The organism is Rhodoblastus acidophilus (assembly GCF_025961575.1).
In the GTDB taxonomy this organism is placed as follows: Bacteria; Pseudomonadota; Alphaproteobacteria; order Rhizobiales; family Beijerinckiaceae; genus Rhodoblastus; species Rhodoblastus acidophilus_C.
Map to the genome: position 1 here is coordinate 40,068 of NZ_JAOQNX010000017.1, position 17,150 is coordinate 57,217.

General features: G+C 63.6%; 19 protein-coding genes. 13 read left to right on the top strand and 6 right to left on the bottom strand.

Going from position 1 to position 17,150, the window contains the following annotated elements:
• The first annotated feature begins 38 nt into the window (after positions 1-38).
• The 6 genes from M2320_RS13075 (at position 39) to M2320_RS13100 (ending at position 5,473) form a co-directional block, all read left to right on the top strand.
• Positions 39-875 (top strand): cytochrome c oxidase subunit II, encoded by an 837-nt coding sequence (locus M2320_RS13075; protein WP_264597661.1) that lies wholly within the window; start codon positions 39-41, stop codon positions 873-875.
• 1 nt (position 876) lies between these two features.
• Positions 877-2,628, top strand: a complete 1,752-nt coding sequence (locus M2320_RS13080) for a cytochrome c oxidase subunit I (RefSeq protein WP_264597662.1) — start codon at positions 877-879, stop codon at positions 2,626-2,628.
• A complete protein-coding gene (locus tag M2320_RS13085) occupies positions 2,625-3,317 on the top strand; it encodes a cytochrome c oxidase subunit 3 (RefSeq protein ID WP_264597663.1) in 693 nt (230 codons plus the stop codon). The genes M2320_RS13080 and M2320_RS13085 overlap by 4 nt, the downstream gene beginning before the upstream one ends.
• Positions 3,318-3,328: 11 nt before the next feature.
• Positions 3,329-4,033, top strand: a complete 705-nt coding sequence (locus tag M2320_RS13090; RefSeq protein WP_264597664.1) for a cytochrome c oxidase subunit 3 — start codon at positions 3,329-3,331, stop codon at positions 4,031-4,033.
• 6 nt (positions 4,034-4,039) lie between these two features.
• Entirely contained in the window at positions 4,040-4,375 is a 336-nt protein-coding gene (locus M2320_RS13095; protein WP_264597665.1) for a cytochrome C oxidase subunit IV family protein, read from the top strand.
• Between the two features lie 207 nt (positions 4,376-4,582).
• Positions 4,583-5,473, top strand: a complete 891-nt coding sequence (locus M2320_RS13100) for a radical SAM protein (RefSeq protein WP_264597666.1) — start codon at positions 4,583-4,585, stop codon at positions 5,471-5,473.
• Here the strand turns inward: M2320_RS13100 and M2320_RS13105 are convergent, their stop codons facing one another.
• The 5 genes from M2320_RS13105 to hemB all read right to left on the bottom strand — a co-directional run bounded on the left by M2320_RS13105 (position 5,474) and on the right by hemB (position 9,463).
• A complete protein-coding gene (locus M2320_RS13105) occupies positions 5,474-5,656 on the bottom strand; it encodes a hypothetical protein (RefSeq protein WP_184425366.1) in 183 nt (60 codons plus the stop codon). It abuts the gene before it with no gap.
• Positions 5,657-5,757: 101 nt separating this feature from the next.
• Complete coding sequence (locus M2320_RS13110; RefSeq protein ID WP_264597667.1) at positions 5,758-6,759, bottom strand: NAD(P)H-quinone oxidoreductase; 1,002 nt, start codon at positions 6,757-6,759, stop codon at positions 5,758-5,760.
• A gap of 7 nt (positions 6,760-6,766) precedes the next feature.
• Positions 6,767-7,513, bottom strand: a complete 747-nt coding sequence (locus M2320_RS13115) for a sulfite exporter TauE/SafE family protein (RefSeq protein WP_184425276.1) — start codon at positions 7,511-7,513, stop codon at positions 6,767-6,769.
• Positions 7,514-7,764: 251 nt separating this feature from the next.
• On the bottom strand, positions 7,765-8,373 hold the full coding sequence (locus M2320_RS13120; RefSeq protein ID WP_264597668.1) for a GNAT family N-acetyltransferase: 609 nt from the start codon (positions 8,371-8,373) through the stop codon (positions 7,765-7,767).
• 67 nt (positions 8,374-8,440) lie between these two features.
• Positions 8,441-9,463, bottom strand: coding sequence for a porphobilinogen synthase (hemB, locus tag M2320_RS13125; protein ID WP_184425280.1), 1,023 nt, complete (start codon positions 9,461-9,463; stop codon positions 8,441-8,443).
• Between the two features lie 177 nt (positions 9,464-9,640).
• Here hemB and M2320_RS13130 point away from each other — a divergent pair, with 177 nt between their 5' ends.
• The 6 genes from M2320_RS13130 to M2320_RS13155 all read left to right on the top strand — a co-directional run bounded on the left by M2320_RS13130 (position 9,641) and on the right by M2320_RS13155 (position 15,307).
• Positions 9,641-10,186 (top strand): hypothetical protein, encoded by a 546-nt coding sequence (locus M2320_RS13130; RefSeq protein WP_264597669.1) that lies wholly within the window; start codon positions 9,641-9,643, stop codon positions 10,184-10,186.
• Positions 10,187-10,358: 172 nt separating this feature from the next.
• A complete protein-coding gene (ldtR, locus tag M2320_RS13135; protein ID WP_425540685.1) occupies positions 10,359-10,859 on the top strand; it encodes a transcriptional regulator LdtR in 501 nt (166 codons plus the stop codon).
• A gap of 293 nt (positions 10,860-11,152) precedes the next feature.
• Positions 11,153-12,397 (top strand): L,D-transpeptidase family protein, encoded by a 1,245-nt coding sequence (locus M2320_RS13140; RefSeq protein ID WP_264597670.1) that lies wholly within the window; start codon positions 11,153-11,155, stop codon positions 12,395-12,397.
• 240 nt (positions 12,398-12,637) lie between these two features.
• Positions 12,638-13,384: a PAS domain-containing protein gene (locus M2320_RS13145; RefSeq protein WP_264597671.1), complete on the top strand. Its 747-nt coding sequence runs from the start codon at positions 12,638-12,640 to the stop codon at positions 13,382-13,384.
• Between the two features lie 165 nt (positions 13,385-13,549).
• Positions 13,550-14,914, top strand: coding sequence for a TrpB-like pyridoxal phosphate-dependent enzyme (locus tag M2320_RS13150; RefSeq protein WP_264597672.1), 1,365 nt, complete (start codon positions 13,550-13,552; stop codon positions 14,912-14,914).
• A 171-nt stretch (positions 14,915-15,085) separates the two neighbouring features.
• Positions 15,086-15,307, top strand: a complete 222-nt coding sequence (locus M2320_RS13155) for a hypothetical protein (RefSeq protein WP_264597729.1) — start codon at positions 15,086-15,088, stop codon at positions 15,305-15,307.
• 30 nt (positions 15,308-15,337) lie between these two features.
• Here M2320_RS13155 and M2320_RS13160 read toward each other — a convergent pair whose 3' ends face one another.
• Positions 15,338-15,724 carry a protease inhibitor I42 family protein gene (locus M2320_RS13160; RefSeq protein WP_264597673.1) on the bottom strand — a complete coding sequence of 129 codons (387 nt, stop codon included), beginning with the start codon at positions 15,722-15,724 and terminating at the stop codon, positions 15,338-15,340.
• Between the two features lie 141 nt (positions 15,725-15,865).
• Between M2320_RS13160 and glyA the strand changes: the two genes are divergently transcribed.
• Positions 15,866-17,143 carry a serine hydroxymethyltransferase gene (glyA, locus tag M2320_RS13165; RefSeq protein WP_264597674.1) on the top strand — a complete coding sequence of 426 codons (1,278 nt, stop codon included), beginning with the start codon at positions 15,866-15,868 and terminating at the stop codon, positions 17,141-17,143.
• Positions 17,144-17,150: the final 7 nt, after the last annotated feature.

A 17,150-nucleotide genomic window follows, 5' to 3' on the forward strand; every position in this document is an offset into this window, starting at 1 on the left:
TTTATGGACGGGAGGCGTCGGGCTGCCGGCGACTGCTGATGATCGTTGCCGGAGTCATTCTCGTCATCCTTGTCGCCTCGGTTCTGTTTCACCTCTTCACCCCCTGGTGGATGACGCCGATCGCGGCCGACTGGAGCACAATCGATCACACCCTGCGCCTGACCTTTTGGGTCACCGGCGCCGCCTTTGTCGCGGTCATCGCCTTCCTCGGCTGGTGCGTGTATCGCTATCGCCATTCGGAAACGCGGCGCGCGCATTACGAGCCGGAGAGCGGTAAGCTCGAAACTTACCTTGGCATCGCCACGACCATTGGCGTGGTGTTCCTGCTGGCGCCCGGCCTCGTCGTCTGGAACAGCTACATCCATCCGCCCGCCGATGCGGCGGAAGTCGAGATCGTCGGCCAGCAATGGAACTGGTTTTATCGCCTGCCCGCGGAAGGCGGAAAACTCGGCCGCGCCGACGCGCGTTTCGTCACCGCGGAAAATCCGCTCGGCGTCAATCCCTACGATCCCAATTCAAAGGGCAATCTGATCGTCAACGGCGGCGACCTGCATCTGCGCGTCAACAAGCCGGTCAAGATTCTGCTGCGCTCGATCGACGTCATCCACAATTTCTACATCCCGGAATTCCGCGCCAAAATGGATATGCTGCCGGGCTCGGAATCCTTCTTCTGGGTGACGCCGACGCGAACCGGAACGTTTGAAATTCTGTGCGCCGCCTATTGCGGCACCGGCCACCCGTTTATGCGCGGGACGTTGGTCGTTGAAAGCGACGCCGACTACGAAAAGTGGATCGCGCAACAGCAAAAATTCACCGCCATGAACGAGCAGAAGCGCGGCTTCGCCGCTCTGCCCGCGACCGGCCAGGAGAAATGAAATGGTGGAAGTGCGCGCCGGCGAAGAGGGATTCCATCCCGACGATTTTGAAGACGAGGAGGTCCCGCATCCGCGCAGCTGGTGGACCAAATATGTGTTCTCGCAGGACGCCAAAGTGGTGGCGCTGCAATATGCGGGCACGGCGATTTTCGTCGGCTTCATCGCATTGGTCATGTCCTGGCTGATGCGCATCCAGCTCGCCTTCCCGGGCGCGCTCTCCTTCATCGACCAGGACCATTATTATCAGTTCATCACCATGCACGGCATGATGATGGTGGTCTATGTGCTCACCGCGGTTTTTCTCGGCGGCTTCGGCAACTACCTGATCCCATTGATGATCGGCGCGCGCGACATGGCGTTCCCCTTCATCAACATGCTCAGCTACTGGTTCTATCTGCTCGCCGTGCTGATCCTGCTCTCGGGCTTTTTCCTGCCCGGCGGTCCCACAGGCGCAGGCTGGACGCTCTATCCGCCGCAAGCTTTGCTTCAGGGAACGCCCGGAAGCCAATACGGCATTGTGGTGATGTTTGCCTCGCTGTGCGTGTTCATCGCCGGCTTCACCATGGGCGGATTGAACTATGTGGTGACGGTGCTGCAATTGCGCGCGCCCGGCATGACGATGATGCGCCTGCCCATGACCATCTGGGGCCTGTTCATCGCCACCATCATGGCTCTGCTCGCGTTCCCCGGCCTGTTCGTGGCCTCGCTGATGATGCTGTGCGACCGCCTGCTCGGCACGAGTTTCTTCATGCCGGCCATCGTGCAGAACGGTGAGCAACTCGCCCATGTCGGCGGCAGCCCGATCCTCTACCAGCACCTGTTCTGGTTTTTTGGCCACCCGGAAGTCTATATCGTCGCGGTGCCGGCCTTCGGCATCGTCGCCGACCTGCTCAGCACCCATGCGCGCAAAAACCTGTTCGGCTATCGCATGATGGTCTGGGCGACCATTGCGATTGGCGTGTTGAGTTTTGTCGTCTGGGGCCACCACATGTTCATCAGCGGCATGAATCCGCTGTTCGGCTTCTTCTTCGCCACGAGCACGCTGATCATCGCCATTCCGACGGCCATAAAAGTCTACAACTGGATTTTCACCATCTGGCGCGGCGACATCCATCTCAACGTGCCCATGCTCTATTCCTTGAGCTTCATCGTCACTTTTGTCGTCGGCGGTTTGAGCGGGCTGTTCCTCGGCAATGTCGCCGTGGATGTGCCGCTGAACAGCACCTATTTCGTCGTCGCGCATTTCCACATGGTGATGGGCATCGCGCCGCTGCTGGTGATTTTCGGCGCGATCTACCACTGGTTCCCGCTGATCTCCGGCCGGATGATGAACGAGAAACTGGCGCTGGCGCATTTCTGGATCACCTTCCTCGGCACCTACGCCATGTTCTTCACCATGCATTATCTCGGCGTGCTCGGCGTGCCCCGGCGCTATTACGAACTGGGCCAGACCGCCTTCATTCCGCCATCGGTGACCAGCCTCAACATCTTCATCACCGTGCTCGCCCTGATCGTCGGCGCCGCCCAACTGGTGCTGGTCTATAATTTCATCCGCTCCTGGCGCCATGGCGAAGTCGCCGCGCGCAATCCGTGGCGGGCGACGACGCTGGAATGGCAGACGCCCGACATGCCGCCGCCGCACGACAATTGGGGCCCGCAGGCGCCAAAAGTTTATCGCTGGGCCTATGACTACAGCGTGCCCGGCGCCCCGCGCGATTACATCCCGCAGAATCAGCCGGAGGCGCGCGCATGATTGTCGCCGTGCTGTTCATCTGGCTGCTGGCTGTGGGCGCCGCCTTCTATCTCGTGCGTCACGATCTCGCGCAAAAACCCTGGCTGGAGCCCGGGGGCGGAACGCTGACCGCCGACGAGCGCGAGCCGACCTCGGCCACCGGTCTGGTGATGGTTTTGGCGGTGGTCGGCGTGGTTTTCGCACTGGTCATAAGCGCGTTCCTGATGCGCGCCGGCGATGCCGATTGGGTGACGCCGCCGGCGCCGCCGCTGCTGTGGTTCAACACCGGCTTGCTCATCGTCAGCAGCCTCGGTCTCGAGGGCGCGGCGCGCGCGTCCGCAAGGCGGCAAGCGGGCAGGGCGGAAGCGCTGCTGCTGCTCGGCGCGGTCACCGCCTGCGCCTTCATCCTCGCGCAAATCTTCGCCTGGCGCGAAATGACCGCAGCCGGCTTCGGAGTAGGCTCCAACGTCGGCGCCGCCTTCTTCTATCTGATGACCGGCCTGCATGGCGCGCATCTGCTCGGCGGACTGGTCGCGCTGGCGATCACGCTGGCCCAGACTCGTGGCGACATCCTCGGCCAGACCGCGCGCACCCGCGTAAAATTCTGCGCGATGTACTGGCATTTTTTGCTGCTGGTCTGGCTGTTCCTGTTCGCATTGTTGCAAGGCTGGGGCGGCGGGCTGGTGGCGCTCTGTCGCGGCCTGATCTGAGGAGGTTTTTCATGCCCACGGATCTGACGGTCGCCAAAAAAAGCGCCTTGCGGCAAATGACCGACGACTGGTCGGCGGATCAACGCGTGTTCCGGGGCGTGACCTGGGGCAAGGCGATGATGTGGGTGTTCATCCTCGGCGACGCCTTCATCTTCGCCTGTTTCCTGCTCGGCTATCTCGCCGTGCGCCACACCACCACCGAGGCCTGGCCCAATACGGCGGAGGTTTTCACGATCCACGTCGGCGGCAAGCCGATCCCGTTTCTGCTGATCATCGTCATGACGCTCATTCTCGATTCAAGTTCGGGCACGATGGCGCTGGCGATCAACGCCGCCCATCGCCGCGAGCGCAAGAAATGCGCGGCGCTGCTGTTCGCCACAGTTCTGCTCGGCCTCACCTTTGTCGGCTTGCAGGCGATGGAATGGCGCAACCTGATCGCCGAGGGCCTGCGGCCCGCGCACAATGAATGGGGCGCGGCGCAATTCGGCTCCTGCTTCTTCCTCATCACCGGTTTTCACGGGTTGCACGTGTCTTTCGGCCTGCTGTTCATGGCGAATATCGCGCGAAAAGTGGCGCGCGGCGATTTCGACGACGGCCGTCGCGGCTTTTTCACGGGCCGCCGGGGCCGTTACGAAGCGGTCGAGATCATGGGCCTCTACTGGCATTTTGTTGATCTCGTCTGGGTGTTCATCTTCGCTCTGTTCTATCTGTGGTGAGGCGCCATGACTCCTGCGACCCCGGCGGTCGACCGCCAGCATTCAGGCCGATTGTTCTTCGTGGTCTGGGCGTGGCTGTTCGCGCTCAGTTTTTTGTCCTGGCTGGTCGCCTATTTCGGCATTGCCGGAATTCCGCGCTGGTCGCTGATTTCGGTGTTCATGCTCGCCAAGGCGGCGCTGATCGTCGCGGTGTTCATGCGCCTGGCCTGGGAGCGGCTGGCCCTGGTGTTCGCGATCGTCGCGCCGCTGCTCGCCCTAGTCGCCTTCATCTCGGCGCTGAATTTTGAAGCGGTGTACATCCATTCGCAACGCGAAAACTATCAGGGCGTGAAGGCGCCTTGACCGCGACCCCTTCTCCCCTTGCGGGAGAAGGTGGCCCCGAAGGGGCCGGATGAGGGGTTCGTTCGTCATTGTCCTGGTACCCTCATCCGTCTCGCGGCTGTCGTCGCGATCCACTTTCTCCCCATAGCCCGTCTACCGAAGGGCTAGGGGAGAAGGGGTCGCCCGGCGCGGCAGGTTCAGCTAAACTGCGGCAAGGAGTCTTGCCGCATGAATCCCATCCGTTACGTCGAGCCCGTCTTCCGCCCGCCAAGCGAAGCGGAATCGCTGATCCTGCCCGTGACCGACGGCTGCTCGTGGAACCGCTGCACCTTCTGCGAAATGTACACCGCGCCGCAGAAGAAATTCCGCCCCCGCGACGAAGACGAAATCTTGGAGACCATCAAGCGTTGCGCCGATGTCTATGTCGGCGATGTCAGGCGCGTGTTTCTCGCCGACGGCGACGCCATGACGCTGTCGACGCGCCGGCTGGTCACCATCCTGGACGCGATCAAGCGCGACATGCCCGCGGTGCGGCGCGTCTCCAGCTATTGCCTGCCGCGCAATGTGAAAAAGAAATCGGTGGAGGAATTGCGCGAACTCGCCGAGCTCGGCCTGAGCATGGTCTATGTCGGCGCGGAATCCGGCGACGATCTCGTGCTGGAAAAGATCAACAAGGGCGAGACGTTCGACACGACCCGCGACGCCCTGCTCAAGCTCGGCGAGGCCGGGATCAAGCGCTCGGTAATGATCCTCAACGGCCTCGGCGGCGAAGTTTTTTCGGATCAGCACGCCAAAAATTCCGCGCGCCTCGCCAATGAAACGCAACCGGAATTTTTAGCAACCCTGGTGGTCAGCTTCCCCAAAGGCGATGCGCGCCTGCGCGCAAACTATCCCGAATTCACGCCGCTCGGCATCCAAGGCCTCATGCGCGAGATGGAGCTGTTCGTCGACACGCTCGATCTGCGCCGCACCGTGTTCCGCAGCGACCACGCCTCGAACTGGCTGGTGCTCAAGGGCACGCTCGGCGCCGACAAGGCGAAGCTCTTGGAGCAGTTGCGCGCGGCCATCGCCGCGCCCGACCGGGCGCCTTTGCGTCCGGCCTGGGCGCGGGGACTGTAATCAGGGCTGGTGCGGGCCGCGCATCAGCTTGATGGCGTCCTCGATATGGCGCCAGGTCCGCGACTGGTCCTGGTCGCCCTTTTCCTCGAAGGCCTGCGCCTTCTGCGCCGCCTCGGCGGCGGCCTTGGGCCCGCGCGCTTCAAAAAGCTGGCGCGCGTAAGCGTGGATCTCGGCTTCCTGCATGCTGGTTTGCATGATCGGTCCTCCCACTGGGCGCCGGCCGCAGCCGGCGTTCAAGGAACGAGGATCGGCAGGGAAAGTTCAGCGCAGTTCGAGCGGGGTTTTTAGCGCCCCGTCGCCAGCACGATCTTTCCAAGATGCGCCGAGCTTTCCATGAGCTCATGCGCCTGCCGCGCCTGTTCCAAGGGGAAGGTCGCATGCAACTTGGGCATTACGGCGCCGGAGTCGAGCAGAGGCCAGACTTTTTCACGCAAGGCGGAGGCGATCGCGGCTTTTGCGGCGAGCGGACGCGAGCGCAGGGTGGCGCCGGTGATGGTCAGCCGCTTCAACATCACGCTCATGAAGTCAAAATCCTTGACCTTCGACCCCTGCAGGAAGGCGATCTGCACCAGCCGCCCGTCGGGCGCCAAGGCCTGGACATTGCGCTGCAAATAGGGGCCGCCGACCATGTCGAGGATGACGTTGGCCCCCTTCTTGCCGGTCTTTTCTTTCACCACCGCGACAAAATCCTCGTCGCGGTAATTGATGGCGACATCCGCGCCAAGCTCCAGGCAGAACGCGCATTTTTCCGCCGAGCCCGCAGTGGCGAAAACCTTGGCGCCGAACTTTTTGGCCAGCTGGATGGCGGTGGAGCCAATGCCGCTGGAGCCGCCATGGACGAGAAAAACCTCGCCGGGCTGAAGTGCGCCGCGGGTAAAAACATTGTCATAGACGGTGAAAAAGGTTTCAGGGACGCCCGCCGCCTCGACCAGCGACAGCGGCGCCGGCTTTTTCAGGCACAGCGCGGCCTCGGCCACGCAAAATTCCGCATAGCCGCCGGACCCGACCAAAGCGCAGATCTCGTCGCCGATCTTCAGCCCCGCGCCGTCGCCAAGCGCCACCACCCGGCCGGCGATTTCCAGGCCGGGAATCTGCGTCTCGCCGGGCGGCGGCGGATAGAGCCCGGCGCGCTGGATGCAATCCGGACGATTGACCCCCGCCGCGACCACTTCCACCAGCACCTGTCCGGGGCCGGGCGCGGGAACCGGGGCCTCGCGCCCTTTGATGACCTCCGGTCCGCCGGCGCCGTCAAAAAAGATTTCACGCATCTGAGCGGGCAGGGACATCACGACCTCACAGGGTTTGGTAAAAATGCAGGCTGAGCAGCAGCCCGATGCAGATGACGAAAATCTTGACGTAGAGCGGTTTGATGCGCGAGCCCGCATGGGCGCCGATAAAACCGCCGGCGATCGAGCCGACCGCCATGACAAGCGCCTCCAGCCAATAGATTTTTCCCGAAAACAGGAAGACGACCGTCGCCGTGAGGTTCATCAGCGTGGCCAGCGCGATCTTCAGGCTGTTCATCAGCACGATGTCGCGCAGGCCGTAGAGGGTCAGCGCCGCCAGCATCAAAATGCCGATGCCGCCGCCGAAATAGCCGCCATAGATCGCCACGAACACTTGGGCGGTGAGCACGCCGGTCGGGCCAAGCCAATGCTTGTCGGTCTGCTTGGGCATGACCATGCCGAAGGCGAACACGGCGGTTGCGCCGAGCAGCAGGAACGGCACCAGTTTGGCGAAAACCTGCTCCGACGTCGACAGCAGCAGCACCGCGCCGAACAACCCGCCGACCAGCGAGATCAGCGCGAGCTTGTGGCCGTCGATGCGGGGATCGTCGAGCGATTTTCGCAGCCCGTCGCGGTAGGCGAAGGTCGTGGCGACCTGGGCCGGAAACAAAGCGATGGTGCTGGTGGCGTTGGCGGCGATCGGCGACAGGCCGGCGGCGATCAGCGAGGGGAAGGTGAGGAACGACCCGCCGCCCGCGAGCGCATTGATGAAACCGGCGGCAAGGCCGGCGAGAAAGATCAGCAGCAGAGACATTTACGCACAGGCTCAGTCAGGCACAGCGCGGCTTGTAGGCCGCGCAAGCTTGTCCGCGCAAGTGCGGTTTCCGATTTAGGCGACGCGACGAAACAGGGGGGCGCGACAGGGCGCGACGGATCGGCTCCTTCTCCCCGTTTACGGGGAGAAGGCGGGGGATGAGGGGCTGGGGCGTTGGCTTCAATGTCATCGTGACGAAAAAGCTTTCATGGCGCCGAGGCCAGTCGCGTCGCCTTGGAGCGGCCGCCCCGTCACGCCTCCGCCTCGGCCTCCGCGCGCCACGCCAATAATTCCGCGTTCTTTCGGCTGCCCTTGCCGGCGCCGGGTTCAAAACCCATGCGCCGCAGCAGACGCCAGGAGGCGTAGTTTTCCGGCGGGCATTCGACCACGATGCGGGCGCGCGGAAACGCCCGGTGCGTCCGTTCCAACATGGCTTGCGCCGCCTCGGCGCCGTAATGGCGGCCGTGATGGGGCGCGCCCAGCCAGAACCCGAGTTCGAGATCGCCGAGATCGCCCCGTTCCGGCTCGCGGACGAGAATGCCGGCGCAGCCGATCATCTCGCCGGCGCCCCGACCCATTTCTCTGGCGCCGCCGGTTTGGCGCACCCGCAGAGCGGCAAAACAGCCGCCGCCGCTGCGGGGCAGGGCGATCAGGGCGCGGGCGTCATCCATGGTGAAAGGCTGCGGCAGCGTCGAGGCGCCGTGGGCGACCAGCGGATCGTTGGTCAGAATGACGAGGCCGAACGCGTCGGCCGGCTGCAAGGGCTCCAGCAGCAGACGCTCGGTCTGGCCGAAACCGTCGGGAAAGAGTTTTTTCCGGACATCCGCGCGAGCGGTTCCGGCATCCTTGGGCGCGCTCATACCTCTCCTCCTCCGAGGGCGGAAAGGCTGGGGCGCGCCCGCGTCGCGTATCGAGCCCCGAGGGTTTTTACCCTTTCCTGAGCATTTCCGCCACTCTCGGCGCGAAATAGGTGAGAACGCCGCTGGCGCCAGCCCGCTTGAACGCCAAAAGGCTTTCAAGCATGGCCTTGTCGCCGTCGAGCCACCCATTCTGCGCCGCCGCGGTGATCATGGCATATTCCCCGGAGACTTGATAGGCGAAGGTGGGGACGCCAAAAGTATCTTTTACGCGACGAATGATGTCGAGATAGGGCATGCCGGGCTTGACCATGACCATATCCGCGCCTTCGTCGAGGTCCATTTCCACTTCGCGCAGCGCTTCATCGGTGTTGGCGGGGTCCATTTGATAGGTGCGCTTGTCGCCGGTGAGCGCCGCCTTGGTGCCGATGGCGTCGCGGAACGGGCCGTAGAAGGCGGAGGCGTATTTGGCCGCATAGGCCATGATCTGCACATCCGTGAATCCTTCGGCGTCCAGCGCCTCGCGGATGGCGCCGACGCGGCCGTCCATCATGTCGGAGGGTGCGATGACATCGGCGCCGGCGCGGGCCTGGTTCAGCGCCTGCTGGACGAGCACCGCGACGGTCTCGTCGTTGAGAATGGTTTCGCCGTCCATCAGACCGTCATGGCCGTGGCTGGTGTAGGGGTCGAGCGCGGCGTCGGTGACCACGCCGATCTGCGGCACTTCCTTCTTGATGGCGCGCACGGAGCGGCAGACCAGGTTGTTCTCGTTGAGCGCCTCGGAGCCGTTCGGGTCCTTGAGCGCCGGATCGGTGAAGGGGAACAGAGCGATGGCGGGAATGCCGAGTTCGGCGGCCTTTTTCGCGGCGACGACGGTCTGGTCCACCGACAGGCGCTCGACGCCCGGCATGGAGGCGACCGGCGTGCGCAGATTCTCGCCCTCGACGACAAAGAGCGGCCAGATCAGGTCGTCGACCGTCAAGACGTTCTCGCGCACCAGGCGGCGCACCCAGTCGGACTTGCGGTTGCGGCGGGGGCGGCGGGAGAGATTGAGAGCCAGGTCAAAACCGGAGGGAAGGGGCGCTTTGTTCATGTCGGGGTCCTTGTCAGGTTCCAGCTTCCTCTTGGGGGGCCTTGGGCCTTCGCTTAGCACATTCCCGGCGGCGCCTCGAAAAATTTTGCGGCCCGGCCGCAAATCGATTAACGATGCTTGCCTTGGCTCCAATCCGAAGAGCGCGGCGCGAATAAAACGCGCGGCCGGAAAGCTTGAATGAAGACTTACGCGCCCAATACTTCGACGGAAGCCGACTATGCCGCCGCCATCCAGGTCGGGGCGAAGCGCGACGCGGATGCCGATCAGGCGCGTTGGACCTTTATGCTCACGCTGTTCTTCCGCGTGGTGGCGCTGCTCTGGATCGCCGAAGGCCTGGACCAGTGGCGGCGCATTCTCAGCCCCGCCGAGGGCTTTCTCGACGCCTCCGCGGCGGTGATGGCCGCCGTGATCTTTTTCGCGGTGATGGACCTCGTCGCCGCCGTCGGCCTGTGGATGGTCGCGCCCTGGGGCGGCGTGGTCTGGCTGCTCACCCTGATCGCGCAGATTTTCGTTTCGGCGATGAAGCCCGGCTTCTTCACCGGCGGCGGCGTGCTGATGAAGGGCGTCGATGTCGTCCTGCTGACCCTCTATCTGTTCCTGTCCTGGCGGGTGAACCGGGCCAATGGCGAAACAGGCGCGCTGGATCGTCTGGTTGACGCTGCGCTGGCGCGAGTCAAGGGCAAAGGAAAACCTGTTCCCGCCGATAACGAATACTCAAGGTAAACGGACCCTGGATTCAAAAAGGATTCACTTCAATTCATCCAAACCGCGTTCATTTTCGATTCAGACTGTTGTTTAAACTCGTTTTCATCCCCGCCCCCTATGTTGCATCCATCAAGGGGCGCCGAACACAAGGCGCGCGACGAACCGAGGGGCCGACACCATGAACAACGCTATGAAGACGGACATCTCCGCCCTCCGCGCCGAGCGCGGCGCCGAAGTCCGCCCGGTCTATCTGGAGGCGCTGACGCTGATCGAGCGTCTGCATCGCCGCCTGCTCGACGTCATCAAGGACGAGTTCGACCGCCGCGGCCGTTCCGACATCAACGCCGTCCAGGCGCTGCTGCTGCACAATATCGGCGATTCCGAACTGACCGCCGGCGAATTGCGCACCCGCGGCTATTATCTCGGCTCGAACGTCTCCTATAATGTCAAGAAGCTGGTCGAGATGGGCTATCTGCATCACGCCCGCTCGCGCGTCGACCGCCGCTCGGTGCGCATCAGCCTGACCAAGGAAGGCAAGGACATCCGCGACATCGTCGCCGGCCTCTACGAAAAGCATGTGGTCACGGTCGAGCAGATCGGCGGCGTCTCGGTCGACGAATTCCGCACCGTCAATAACGCGCTCATTCGCCTGGAGCGTTTCTGGACCGACCAGATCAAGTATCGCCTGTGATGCGCGAAAGCCGCGCCTGCGGGTTCCGTCACGAAAATCCCTGACTGCGCCGGGCGTCACAGCCCGGCTTTTTCGTTGCTTGAGCCCGGCTTTTTTCGCCGCCTTCCCCCGCGTCGCCTTAAAATCGCCGCGCTATTTGCGCTCTGTTAACGGCAATCGAAGACTGTTTTCGCAAATTCAGCAGCGGCGGCCAACCGTTCCGGGGGGCGCCCGCCCAAGGAGTTCAGAACTTGTTCGCGATTCCAAACCTTTCCGCATGCTTTGGGAGCAAGCTTGGCCGTGCGGGAGCGCTTATGTCCGTCCTGCTCGCGGGCCCGGCCGTCGCCATGGACTCCGGCCAGGCCGAATGGGCGCAGACCTATGATTCGGTTGCGCGCCTGAGCGTCACGCGCTCCACCACCCCGCTTCTGTCGCCGCGCACTTTGTCCGCCACCGAACAGGCCATCGAGCAATATCGCCGCATCGTCGCCAATGGCGGCTGGGGCCGGGTGCCCGGCGCCGCCGGCAGCCTGAAGCTCGGCGCGAGCGGACCGGCGGTCGCGGCGCTGCGCAAGCGCCTGATCGTCACCGGCGACCTCGACCCCGCGGCCACCACCTCGGGCGTCTATGATTCCTATGTCGAGGCGGCGGTGCGCCGCTTCCAGGCGCGCCACGGCCTGATCGAAACCGGCGTGGTCAACCAGTCGACGCTCGACGCCATGAACGTCCCGGCCGACTACCGCCTGAAGCAGCTCGAAACCAATATCGTCCGCCTGCGCAGCTTTTCCGCGAATCTGGGCGACCGCTTCGTCACCGCCAACATTCCCGCCGCTCTGGTGGAAACGGTCGAAAACGACACTGTGGCGACGCGCCATATCGCCGGGGTGGGAAAAATCGACCGCCAGTCGCCGGTCATGCAGACCCGCGCGCTCGACGTCGACTTCAATCCCTATTGGACGGTGCCCGCCTCGATCATCCGCAAGGATCTGATTCCGAAGATGCAGCAGGACCCCAATTACCTGCGCGACAACCACATCCACATCTTCGACAAGAACAACCAGGAAGTTCAGCCGGAGCAGATCAACTGGCATTCGCTGGAGGCGACCAATTACCGCTTCCGCGAGGACCCGAGCACGGAAAACTCGCTCGGCGTGGTGCGCATCAACATCAACAATCCCTATGGCGTCTACATGCACGACACCCCGGCCAAGGGCGTGTTCGGCGACGATTTCCGCTTCGTCTCCTCGGGCTGCATGCGCTTGCAGAACGTCCGCGACTATGTCGCGTGGCTTTTGAAGAACCAGCCGGGCTGGGACCGCGACCGCATCGACGCCACCATCGCCTCGGGCGAGCGCCTGGATGTGAAGATCGAGCCGCCGGTCAATGTCTACTGGGTCTACATCACCGCCTGGGGCACGCCGGAAGGCGTGGTGCAGTTCCGCGAGGACATTTATCAGCGCGACGGCTTTTCGCCGACGGCGGCCCGCGCCGCGCCGGCCCCGACCTCGGCGGTCCGGGCGCAGGCCGAACGCTTCGACGCCGCGCCCGACGACCAATAGGGCGATTTCTGCTCGCATGATGCGGCTCCGGACCTCGCGGTCCGGGGCCGTTTTGTTTTTCAGGCCAGCGCCTGGTTCCGAACAGTCTGATCTATCGCCAAAAAAAGCGAAACAGCGTGGCGACGGCGCCGTGGCTGCGCCAAAGTCCTCCCTAAAAACAATTGCGCAAAATGACGCAAGGCGATAAGCGATTGATTCAAATCAAGTCTTGAGACTTCTTGCATCAAAAGTGGAGTGTTCATGTCGCATGCGCCGGGAATGAGCGGGGCAAGCCTCGGCATCGGGGAAATCGAAGCGGGTGACCTCGACGGCTTGAGAACTTTGTCCGCGCATGTCGCGGTGGTCGACGGGGCGGGAACCGTCAAGCTGGTCAATCCCGCCTGGGAAGCCTTCGCCAGGGACAATGGCGGCCGGGCCGGCGCCTATATCGGCGAAAACTATCTCGACGTCTGCAGAAAGTGGGCGGAACAAGACGCCGACGGCGAAGCCGCGCTGGAGGGCGTCCGCGCCGTTCTCAACGGCGACAGGTCGGAATTTGCGCTGGACTATCCGTGCCACAGCCCCTCGGAGCGACGCTGGTTCCGCATGGAGATCACCCCGTTCGATCCTCGGCAAGGCTCCGGCTTCATCGTCTCTCACATTGATATCACCCAGGTCACGCTGCAGCGCCTGGCGCTGCGAAAGATTGCGGAGCGCGTGCGCTCGTCGCTGGCCAGCCTCGGCTTCAATGTGACCGAACCGCGCGCGCCCGAACCCGCGCCGACGAAAGCGGCGGCGCAATCCGACGAGAGGGCGGCGCTGCTCGGCGAGGCGGTGGCGGAGGCGCATTATCTCGCCGCGAAGCTTTCGATGCTGGCCCGGCGCGCCGACTTCCGCGCCAAGGAGGAGACGCGATTCGCCGCGCTCATGCTCAACCAATGGGCGACGGTGACCGGCACGGAGATGTTCGAGGGAAAGATTTTCTTCGAGGATGAGAGCGGCGCATGACGCCACGGGCGCCGCATTCTTATGCAGTCTGCCCAGCGGACTAGAATTTAATCACCAAAATCAAGCCTTCAGCGGCGTCATGCCGCCTGCATGCCTGACATAGGTCAAGGACGGGTCAAACCGCTTGCTCTTGACTGCCGGCCTGAGGAAACCACGGGGTACGTCATGTCCGCGCAAGTGAAATATACGCTCGAGGAAAGCCAGATTCCGAAGTTCTGGTACAATATCGCCGCCGACCTGCCGACCCCGCCGGCGGTGCTGCACCCCGGCACCAAGCAGCCGGTCGGCCCCGCCGACCTCGAGCCGCTGTTTCCGATGGAGCTGATTCTCCAGGAAGTCTCGACCGAGCGCGAAATCGAAATCCCCGAACCCGTCCGTGACATTCTTCGTCTGTGGCGTCCGTCGCCGCTGATCCGCGCCCGCCGGCTCGAGCAGAAGCTGGGAACGCCGGCAAAAATCTATTTCAAATATGAGGGCGTCTCGCCCGCCGGCTCCCACAAGCCCAACAGCGCCGTGCCGCAGGCCTGGTTCAACAAGCAGGCGGGCATCAAAAAGCTGACGACCGAGACCGGCGCGGGTCAATGGGGCTCCTCGCTCGCCTTCGCCGGTTCGCTGTTCGACATCGACGTCACCGTCTATCAGGTGCGCTGCTCCTACGACCAAAAACCGTATCGTCGCGCGCTGATGGAGACCTATGGCGCGAAATGCATTTCTTCACCCTCGATGGAGACCGAATCGGGCCGCGCCGCGCTCGCGGAAAACCCGGACACCCCCGGCTCGCTCGGCATCGCCATTTCGGAAGCCGTGGAAGTCGCGGTCAAGAATCCCGACGTGAAATATGCCTTGGGTTCGGTGCTGAACCACGTGCTGCTGCACCAGACCGTCATCGGCCAGGAGGCGATCAAGCAATTTGAACTGGCGGGCGACGATCCCGACGTGGTGATCGCCTGCGCCGGCGGCGGCTCGAATTTCGCCGGCCTCGCCTTCCCGTTCCTCGGTCTGCAGCTGCGCGGCGGCCGCCAGCGCCGCATCATCGCGGTCGAGCCGGCGGCCTGCCCGTCGCTGACCCGCGGCAAATACGCCTATGATTACGGCGACACCGCGCATCTCACCCCGCTGGTCAAGATGCACACGCTGGGCTCGACCTTCATTCCCCCGGGCTTCCATGCCGGCGGTCTGCGCTATCACGGCATGGCCGCGCAAGTGTCGCAGGCTTACGAACTCGGCCTGATCGAGGCGCGGGCCATCGAGCAGACCGCCTGCTTCGAAGCCGGCGTGCTGTTTGCTCGTGCGGAAGGCATTGTTCCCGCGCCGGAATCCACCCATGCGGTGCGCTGCGCCATCGAAGAGGCGCTGCGCTGCAAGGCGGAAGGCAAGGCGGAAACTATCGTCTTCGGCCTCTCGGGCCACGGCCATTTCGACATGGGCGCCTACATCAACTATTTCGCCGGCAATCTCGTCGACGTTCATTACGACGAGGGCGAACTCGCCATGGCGCTCTCCGGCCTGCCCCTAGTGGCCGCGCAGTAACCCCTTCTCCCCTTGCGGGAGAAGGTGGATCGCGCTGAAGGCGCGAGACGGATGAGGGGTTCCGGCCGGCGCTTGAATTTTTCAAGCGCCGGCCCTTATCATTTGGAAATTTTTTCGGGGAGGCCGCCAATGAAGAAGATCATGGTCGCGACGACGGTTTTGCTGCTCGCAATGGGCGGCGCCTTATCCACAATGGGTGGCGCCTTTGCGCAGGAGGCGTGCGAAGCCAAGGCCGTGAGCAAGGACGGCAAGCCGCTGGCCGGCGCCGCCAAGACGTCGTTCCTGAAAAAGTGCAAGACCGACGCCTGCGAGGAAAAAGCGGTCGGCAGCGACGGCCGGAAATTGTCGGGCGCCGCCAAAACCAGCTTCATGAAGAAGTGTCAGGCCAGCTGAATGAAGAAGTGTCAGGCCAGCTGATCTTTTTCAGGGCCTGACGTCGAAACGCAGCGAAAATTCTTTGACAGGCGCCGGCTCCCAGTCGCGCGCCAGCTTCAGGCTGACCACGGCCGCGCCTTCGGCCTGGGCGCGATAGCGAAAAATCGCCGCGCCCGGCGCGCCAGGCATGGCGGCGGCGGAATAATCCGAACTCTTGCCCAACGCCTGGAGCGCCGGCGCGCCATTGGACTGTTCCGTCCAGACATAGCCGGTCGAGGCGGTCTCGCTCAGCCGCAGCTCCACCTGATCGCCGACGCGCAGCTGAAAATTTTTTCCCGCATCGGCCTCGGTCAGGTTTAAAGCCGCCGCGTGGGCGGGCGCGACCAGCGCGAGCGTCAGCGTCACGGCGGCGAGGGCTTGGACAACACTGGGCATGGCGGACCCCTTTGAACGGCGCCGCTTCACAATGCATGACCTCGCGGCCAAGTCCAACGCCTTTGCGCCCGCGCGTTTCGCGTGCTATTGGCCCGCTCAATCCCCCCGGCCTTGCCCGCCTGCCGCCCGAAAGGAGCCTCCATGAGCCATTCCAACAGCTTTTTCAGCGCCTCGCTGGCCGAATCCGATCCCGAAATCTTCAAGGCCGTCGAGCTCGAGCTGGGCCGCCAGCGCAAGGAAATCGAGCTGATCGCCTCGGAAAACATCGTGTCGCGCGCGGTGCTGGAAGCGCAGGGCTCGGTGCTCACCAACAAATATGCGGAGGGCTATCCGGGCAAGCGCTATTACGGCGGCTGCCATTTCGTCGATATCGCCGAAAACCTCGCCATCGAGCGGGTCACAAAACTTTTTGGCTGCCGCTTCGCCAATGTGCAGCCCAATTCCGGCTCGCAGGCCAACCAGTCGGTGTTTTTGGCGCTGCTGCAGCCCGGCGACGTCTTCATGGGCCTCGACCTCGCCGCTGGCGGCCATTTGACGCACGGTTCGCCGGTCAACATGTCCGGCCGCTGGTTCAAGCCGGTCTCCTATGGCGTGAACAAGGAAACCGGCCGCATTGACATGGCCGAGGTGGAAAAGCTCGCCAAGGAGCACAAGCCGAAGCTGATCATCGCCGGCGGCTCGGCCTATGCCCGCGTCTGGGACTTCGCAAAATTCCGCGAGATCGCCGACAGCATCGGCGCCTATCTGTTCGTCGACATGGCGCATTTCGCCGGCCTGGTCGCGGGCGGCGCTCATCCCTCGCCGTTCCCCCACGCCCATGTCGTGACCTCCACCACGCACAAAACTTTGCGCGGCCCGCGCGGCGGCCTCGTCCTCACCGATGACGAGGAGATCGCCAAAAAGATCAACTCGGCGATTTTCCCCGGCCTGCAGGGCGGCCCGCTGATGCATGTCATCGCCGGCAAGGCGGTCGCCTTCGGCGAGGCGCTGCGTCCCGAATTCAAGGCCTACGCGCATCAGGTCGTCGAAAACGCCGCTGCGCTGGCGGACGTCCTGCTCAAGGGCGGGTTCGACCTCGTCACCGGCGGCACCGACAACCATCTGATGCTGGTCGACCTGCGCCCGAAGAAGCTGACCGGCAAGGCGGCGGAAATCGCGCTCGGCCGCGCCGAAATCACCTGCAACAAGAACGGCGTGCCCTTCGACCCGGAAAAGCCGTGGATCACCTCCGGCATTCGCCTCGGCGCCCCCGCCGCGACCTCGCGCGGCTTCGGCGTCGACGAATTCAAACAGGTCGGCGCGCTGATCGTCGAGGTTTTGGACGGTCTGGCGGCGCATGGCGAGGCCGGCAATGCGGCGGTCGAGGCCGGGGTGAAGGCCAAGGTCGAGGCGCTCACCAACCGCTTCCCGATCTACTGACAAAAAA

Coding starts and splice junctions, on each gene's coding strand:
- M2320_RS13075 (WP_264597661.1), top strand. CDS start 39: ATGATCGTTGCCGGAGTCATTCTCGTCATCCTTGTCGCCTCGGTTCTG.
- M2320_RS13080 (WP_264597662.1), top strand. CDS start 877: ATGGTGGAAGTGCGCGCCGGCGAAGAGGGATTCCATCCCGACGATTTT.
- M2320_RS13085 (WP_264597663.1), top strand. CDS start 2,625: ATGATTGTCGCCGTGCTGTTCATCTGGCTGCTGGCTGTGGGCGCCGCC.
- M2320_RS13090 (WP_264597664.1), top strand. CDS start 3,329: ATGCCCACGGATCTGACGGTCGCCAAAAAAAGCGCCTTGCGGCAAATG.
- M2320_RS13095 (WP_264597665.1), top strand. CDS start 4,040: ATGACTCCTGCGACCCCGGCGGTCGACCGCCAGCATTCAGGCCGATTG.
- M2320_RS13100 (WP_264597666.1), top strand. CDS start 4,583: ATGAATCCCATCCGTTACGTCGAGCCCGTCTTCCGCCCGCCAAGCGAA.
- M2320_RS13105 (WP_184425366.1), bottom strand. CDS start 5,656: ATGCAGGAAGCCGAGATCCACGCTTACGCGCGCCAGCTTTTTGAAGCG.
- M2320_RS13110 (WP_264597667.1), bottom strand. CDS start 6,759: ATGTCCCTGCCCGCTCAGATGCGTGAAATCTTTTTTGACGGCGCCGGC.
- M2320_RS13115 (WP_184425276.1), bottom strand. CDS start 7,513: ATGTCTCTGCTGCTGATCTTTCTCGCCGGCCTTGCCGCCGGTTTCATC.
- M2320_RS13120 (WP_264597668.1), bottom strand. CDS start 8,373: ATGAGCGCGCCCAAGGATGCCGGAACCGCTCGCGCGGATGTCCGGAAA.
- hemB (WP_184425280.1), bottom strand. CDS start 9,463: ATGAACAAAGCGCCCCTTCCCTCCGGTTTTGACCTGGCTCTCAATCTC.
- M2320_RS13130 (WP_264597669.1), top strand. CDS start 9,641: ATGAAGACTTACGCGCCCAATACTTCGACGGAAGCCGACTATGCCGCC.
- ldtR (WP_425540685.1), top strand. CDS start 10,359: ATGAAGACGGACATCTCCGCCCTCCGCGCCGAGCGCGGCGCCGAAGTC.
- M2320_RS13140 (WP_264597670.1), top strand. CDS start 11,153: ATGTCCGTCCTGCTCGCGGGCCCGGCCGTCGCCATGGACTCCGGCCAG.
- M2320_RS13145 (WP_264597671.1), top strand. CDS start 12,638: ATGTCGCATGCGCCGGGAATGAGCGGGGCAAGCCTCGGCATCGGGGAA.
- M2320_RS13150 (WP_264597672.1), top strand. CDS start 13,550: ATGTCCGCGCAAGTGAAATATACGCTCGAGGAAAGCCAGATTCCGAAG.
- M2320_RS13155 (WP_264597729.1), top strand. CDS start 15,086: ATGGGCGGCGCCTTATCCACAATGGGTGGCGCCTTTGCGCAGGAGGCG.
- M2320_RS13160 (WP_264597673.1), bottom strand. CDS start 15,724: ATGCCCAGTGTTGTCCAAGCCCTCGCCGCCGTGACGCTGACGCTCGCG.
- glyA (WP_264597674.1), top strand. CDS start 15,866: ATGAGCCATTCCAACAGCTTTTTCAGCGCCTCGCTGGCCGAATCCGAT.